This is a genomic window from Streptomyces sp. TRM64462, assembly GCF_013362995.1.
GTDB lineage: Bacteria > Actinomycetota > Actinomycetes > Streptomycetales > Streptomycetaceae > Streptomyces.
On the sequence record NZ_JABWDV010000031.1, the window covers coordinates 1 to 426 of the forward strand.

Annotated in this window: 1 protein-coding gene; it reads left to right on the forward strand. The window is 81.7% G+C overall.

All coding sequences use genetic code 11. The features are described from left to right. Positions 1–426, forward strand: a 426-nt coding sequence (locus HTZ82_RS01450) for a hypothetical protein (protein ID WP_175407407.1), incomplete at both ends; no start/stop codon positions are given.

Here is a 426-nt window from a genome sequence, read left to right on the forward strand (position 1 = left end):
CCGTGCTGCGCCACCGCGCCGCCGCCGACCGCTCCGCGCGCGTGGCCGCCGCGATCCGCGAGGCCGAGCGGGACGCGGCCCCCGCACTCGCCGCCCGCGCCAAGGCCGCGACGGACCTGATCCGCGCCCTCCACGCCGCCGCCGAGGACGGCGAACGGCACGCCGACGAGGAGGAAGGCCGCTCCGCCGCCCTCCAGGAGGCCGCCGAGACCGCCCACCGCGACGCCACCAGCGCCGCCACCGAGGCCCAGCGCGCCCGCAGCGAGGCCGGGCACCTGCGCCAGCGCCTCGCCGAGGTCGAGCAGGAGACCGCCGAGGCCGTACGGGCCGGCTGGCTCGACGACACCGCCCCCGACGCCGACCCGGCGCGCGCCGCCCTCGCCGCCAGCGACGCCGAGAAGACCGCCGTCGCCGCCTGGGACACCG